Origin of the sequence: Chitinophaga sp. (assembly GCF_036566945.1) — a bacterium.
Taxonomy (GTDB): domain Bacteria; phylum Bacteroidota; class Bacteroidia; order Chitinophagales; family Chitinophagaceae; genus Chitinophaga.
Genome location: NZ_DATCVJ010000080.1, coordinates 1 through 5277, shown reverse-complemented (window position 1 = coordinate 5277; position 5277 = coordinate 1). Strand labels below are relative to the sequence as shown.

Annotated in this window: 2 protein-coding genes and 1 pseudogene; all 3 read right to left on the bottom strand. The window is 46.2% G+C overall.

Annotated features, from left to right (window positions below; all coding sequences use genetic code 11):
- Nucleotides 1-143 precede the first annotated feature (143 nt).
- Nucleotides 144-1616 carry a TlpA disulfide reductase family protein gene (locus tag VIP81_RS02295; RefSeq protein WP_331956860.1) on the bottom strand — a complete coding sequence of 491 codons (1473 nt, stop codon included), beginning with the start codon at nucleotides 1614-1616 and terminating at the stop codon, nucleotides 144-146.
- Nucleotides 1617-1626: 10 nt separating this feature from the next.
- The gene (locus VIP81_RS02290; RefSeq protein ID WP_331956859.1) at nucleotides 1627-3003 is read right to left on the bottom strand and encodes a RagB/SusD family nutrient uptake outer membrane protein; all 1377 of its coding nucleotides are present in this window, start codon (nucleotides 3001-3003) and stop codon (nucleotides 1627-1629) included.
- Nucleotides 3004-3023: 20 nt separating this feature from the next.
- Nucleotides 3024-5277 (bottom strand): annotated as a pseudogene (locus tag VIP81_RS02285) (hypothetical protein); the annotation flags it as partial.

Sequence of the window (5277 nt, the reverse complement as noted above, 5' to 3'; positions counted from 1 at the left end):
CCTGGGGAAGACAAAAAATAAAAAATGGGCTGCACTCATCATATGAAGAAACAGCCCATTTAAAGAAAACCTATGGCGGAAGGAAGAGGTGATCCCTCTTTTAAGCAGGACGCTGCTGCAATTGCACTACCCCTATCAACTGCTTATAATAATTTATTTATTGCTTCTTTGAGTGCTTCTTCTGCACTGGGTCTTGGCGCATTTGCGGTAACTACTTTTCCTTCTTTATCGAAGAGCAGGAAGGTTGGATAACCGGGCACCTGGTAATACTGCATGAAGGCCGTTTTTTCGCCGGAATACAGTTGCAGGGTTTGTTTGTGGCCGGCCATTTCCACCCAGGTAGCTTTATCTTTAGGTCTATCTGCCGAAATGCCTAAAAACACAATGTCTTTACCTGCATAGTCGGCGGCCATTTTTTCAAAGAGTGGCGCCTCCATGCGACAGGGACCGCACCAGGTAGTCCATACATCTACGTATACTACTTTTCCTTTGAGGTCGCTGAAATGCCAGATTTTACCGGTGTGATCTTCGAGGGCGAAGTTGAGTCCGGGCGAGCCTGGCAGCACATTGCCCATGGTGTTGATTTGCTGTTGCAAACGATTTTGGAGAGCGGTATCTTTAACAGGTACCGTTGCTGCCATCGCCAGTTTGCGGGCCGCGCCCAGCTGCTCTGTGGAGTAATTTTTTTGCAGACAAGAAAAATACACCTCCTTTATATACCAGTACTGCACCAGTTCCCGGAGGGGCGCATAAGGGCTTAACTGCAACACTTTTTTTCCGGTGAAAGCTACTTTAGTGCTATCATTCATAGTAGCAAGTTCCTTTTTAAACCGCTGTTTGAGCATCCAATCGTATTGATAAAAGAACCCTGCTTTCACTTCTCCCGGTAAAACATACTTTATAAAAACAGGCTGATTAAACAGTGCAAAGGCTTTATCATCATAGGCAGGGCCTATTAACGAAGCCGGGATGGGCGTCATTTTATTTTCATCATAATACCACCAGCAATAGTTACGGATATTGATCATGTTGAAAGCATGCAGTGCCTGCAGATAATTGTTGTTGCCTGCTATTTGCTGTGCGCGGGTGTAAACATGGTCCATGGCCTTCACTTGTTGCTCCAGGAAAGCCAAAGACGCCGTTTTAGCATCAAAACTATCGTACATGGGTCTTGTATAAGCACCAGTAGTATAGTCATACCAGGCCAATGCGTTGTTTAGTGCACCTGCATGAGAGCGCAGCGTATCCATCATGATTTCATGCACCGAAGTATCGGGTTGGTCAAATACCAGGCTTAACGAATCACCCGGTTTCAGGTAAATTTTCTGCGAAGCGGTGGCTGATTCCGTCATCAGAAACAGGCTAACGATCGCCGGTTCGCTGATGTTGGTTGTCCATGTAAGGGGTACGCTGCTATCTATGGGCTGCATGGCTGCTGTTGGTACTTTACGCAGCACGGCGTCCTTTGCCGTGGGTAACTGCTCGATCCGGACTTTTCCTTTTATGTGAATGGCTGTCAAAGTAAGACTACTTCTGACAGGTATCGCTGACTTTTGCTGTGCATGTGTTTCCGATATGATAATCAGTCCTATAAGAAAAACGACTATTCCTCTCATGATGTATAATTTATCTTGGATTTTGTTCCAGGTGGCTGGCAGTAGTTTCTTTTGCTGGAATAGGGAAAACGTAGCGGTTATCTCCCGGGGGCAGCGTGAATGTTTCGCCATTAAGTGTACGCGTTAACGTTATAGCATATTCCGGATCTGTATTTAATCGTTTGAGATCCATGAGGCGAAGATTTCTGAAGATCAGTTCCTTGCGGCGTTCCAGCAGAATGGTTTTCAGTGCTTCTTTAGGAGAGGCAGCAGCTAACGGCTGGAAAGTGCTTGCCTCGAAACGATTTACCAGTAAAGCATTCAGGTCGTCCATGGCTTTGGCTGTTTCACTTTTACGCGCATAACACTCTGCCCGGATGAGATACAGTTCCGCTACAGACAATCCGGAAAAAGGAGAGGGTACATTCGTACGTCCGCCATCGTTATAACTACCGATGAACTGATAGTTACCCTGATCTGGTATCTCCCTAAAAAACAAAGACGTGCGCAGATCATGGGGATTATAAAGTTCATAAATATTCGAAGAGATAGAATAATTTTTCGCGTACATACCGGTGGTAGATGAAATAAAAATCACTTCCGGATTGCTTACCACGTTCACCGGAAATACGGCATCGAAAGTAGAATTGTTCGGATCTACATTTTTATAATCCAGCAGGGTATTTTGGAGAGACAGGCCGGCATTGGCTTGTGCCATGGCCTGATCGTAGTCGCCCATCTGCAAATAAATACGTGCTGCCAGTGCATAGGCAGCGGCGCGGGAAGGCCTGGTTTTAAACGCAGCCTTTGCCGGTAGGAGCTTAATGGCATTGTTTACATCGGTGAGTACCTGTGCATATACTTCTTTCACACTATTACGTGTAACCGACACCGTTATATCTGAAGTTAATCGCAACGGTACACCAGGATCTTTATCGGCCGTAGCAGCATTGTATTGTTTTGAAAAAGTATTTAACAGGTTAAAGTAAGCGTAAGCGCGATAAAAATCTACTTCACCTTCCACCTGGTTACGAATTTCAGAGAGACCTGCCGGATTGGCTGCCAGTCCTTCTATGATGGTATTGGCATAAAAAATAATTTTATAAGGCGCGCCCCAGTCCCGCGCATCATCATCGGCAGCAAAGATGTCTTTGCTCCACGTGTAAGCCCGCTGAAAATATTCCTGTGGCACATCGCCGTATTGATCTTCTGTTAAAAACAGGTCGTCTGTCATGATATCGGCGATACCCGGTGTTTGCGTCATCGTCCACTGATCATCGAGCAGTAAACGAAAATCTTCCACACCATTCGGAATGAGTTTGTCTTTGGGCTGTATATCCAGGTAATCTTTACAACCGGCCAAAGTCGCCATGACAAAAGCAAATGCGATATATATACTCTTCTTCATTGTTGAATGATTTGATGTGATCAGAAACCTACTTTAGCACCTATGGCCAGTGTGCGCATGGGGGGCATCACTGAGGAAAATGTTTGTGGTGCATAGTCCGGATCTATTCCTTGTTTGTTGGCTCTCCAGATAATACCCAGGTTGCTGGCCTGCGCATATAATGTAATGCGGCTCACAGGCAGACTGGCCACCGTTTGCCGGGTGATATCGTAACTTAACAATACGTCCTGCAGGCGTACATGATCTGCCTTATGCACATTCACATCTGAGTACTGGTAGAAATCATTATTGACCCTGTCCTGCGCTCTCACAGCGGTAAAGGCCGGCATATTTGTTTTCTTTTCATCGCCGGGTTGTTTCCAGCGATCCTTAAAGCTATCGGGCCCGCGCTGGTACATTACCGCCATGGTGGTGTATCCTGGATCGCTGCCGCGGTAATAGTGACCGAGTTTATACAGAATATTCACTGTCAGGCTCAGTTGCTTGTAAGTAAAGGTATTAGCCAGACTACCGAATACTGGCGGGTTTACGGCCCCCATGTATTTCATTTTGTAGATATTATCGTATATGCGACCTGCGTCGAAACGATCGGTAATGATTTTACCATCCGGACCAATAATGGTGGCATTTCCTTTTGCATCCAAACCGCCCCATGGATAAGCCCAAAGACCAAACAGGGGATAGCCTTCTACCGGCAGGTAAGTAGTACGGTCGTCGTCATCGCGGCCACCATACAGCAAGAAAGTAGAAGGACTCATATTGCTGCCGGTGTTATAAAATTTCGTCACCTTATCTTTTGCGATGCTTAACATGAAGGTGGTGTTCCATCTGAAATGGTTGGTGCTGATATTGCGGGAGTCCAGCTTCAGCTCCCAGCCATGTGTACGCATGGCAGCGATGTTGCTGCTGATGCTGTTAAAACCACTGGACGGCGCCATAAAAGCGCTACCGAAAAGATCCTGTGCGCGCTTATTGAAATACTCCAACGAGCCACTCAGTGATTCGCGGAACAGGGAGAAGTCGGCGCCAAGGTTTACCTGTCCTACTTTTTCCCAGCGCAGATTAGGGTTAGCGGGATTAATAATGTTTGCATATGGAATAAAAGAAGTGGCATTTTCTCCAGATGGCATTAAACTCGCGGTGGTATAAGCCGTAGCTGTTTTATTGATATTACCATTGAAACCATAGGTAGCACGCAGTTTCAGCATATCCACCCATTCTACGTGAAAGAATTTTTCGCGCTGTACCTGCCAGGCCGCACCTATTGACCATAAAGGATTCAAACGGCGGTTTCGTTGTGCGCCAAAAAGATTAGAGCCGTCTACACGCCCACTAGCAGATAGGGTATAGCGATTGAGATAAGTATAGGAGGCATTGGTAAAGTAAGATATAAAACGGTCCTTGATATAAGTTACCGGCGTACCTACGCCCAACACACTGCCAATAGAATTGGTGAAGCCGTAATAGTCCGGGAATTGCGTCACCATATCCACATCCGCATATTGCAACGTACGATCGTTGTAGCCGAAGAGACGTTGCGTATTTCCTTCTCTCAAAATTTCTCTTGACTCCGCGCCTGCAATGGCCGCCACCGTATGCTTTTCCCGCCAGTTGCGATTGAAGTTTAATTGTCCACGGAACGTTTGTGCAGTAAGCTCACTCTTACCCTGTGTTAAGATATCGCCCAGCGGCAGATGCCTTACCTGTTCTCCATCAGGCATTATTTCGGAGAAGAGATTTACGTTATCTCTTACCATAAACGAGTTCTGATCCTGAAGGTTTCTATCTAATCCGTTGTTCTTTTCCAGGTTATATTTCAGATCCAGGTTTAACCCTTTCGTAATTTCATAATTGGCACCCAGTCTAACGTTAACGGCCATACTTTTTACCTGCCTGTTCATTAGCTGAAACTCTGTAAGCGGGTAGTAGTCCATGTTCAGGAAGCCCTGATCATATCCCTGTTGCTTAAATGCGTCATTGTACACCCAGGGGATTTTCAATGCGTTGCCGTTATCGTCTACCAGTCGGGTATACGGCGCCGGGATCTGGGCGCTTACATTGGTGGCATTGCGTGATCCGCTGATGATATCGAAAGAAGAGCCGCCGTTTACATCAAAAGGGTTGCGGGTATTGCCCTGAGACAGCTGTCCCGCGATGCTGAGCTCCAGTTTTTTGGTTACGCGAACGGTGTTGCTGGTATTCAATGTAAAACGCTCATAGTCGTTGCCCACCATGTAGTTGGCGTTTTTATCATATCCTGCAGATAGATAATAC

Bases quoted from the DNA above. Each gene is read 5' to 3' on its own strand.
- VIP81_RS02295 (WP_331956860.1), bottom strand. From the start codon at position 1,616: ATGAGAGGAATAGTCGTTTTTCTTATAGGACTGATTATCATATCGGAA.
- VIP81_RS02290 (WP_331956859.1), bottom strand. From the start codon at position 3,003: ATGAAGAAGAGTATATATATCGCATTTGCTTTTGTCATGGCGACTTTG.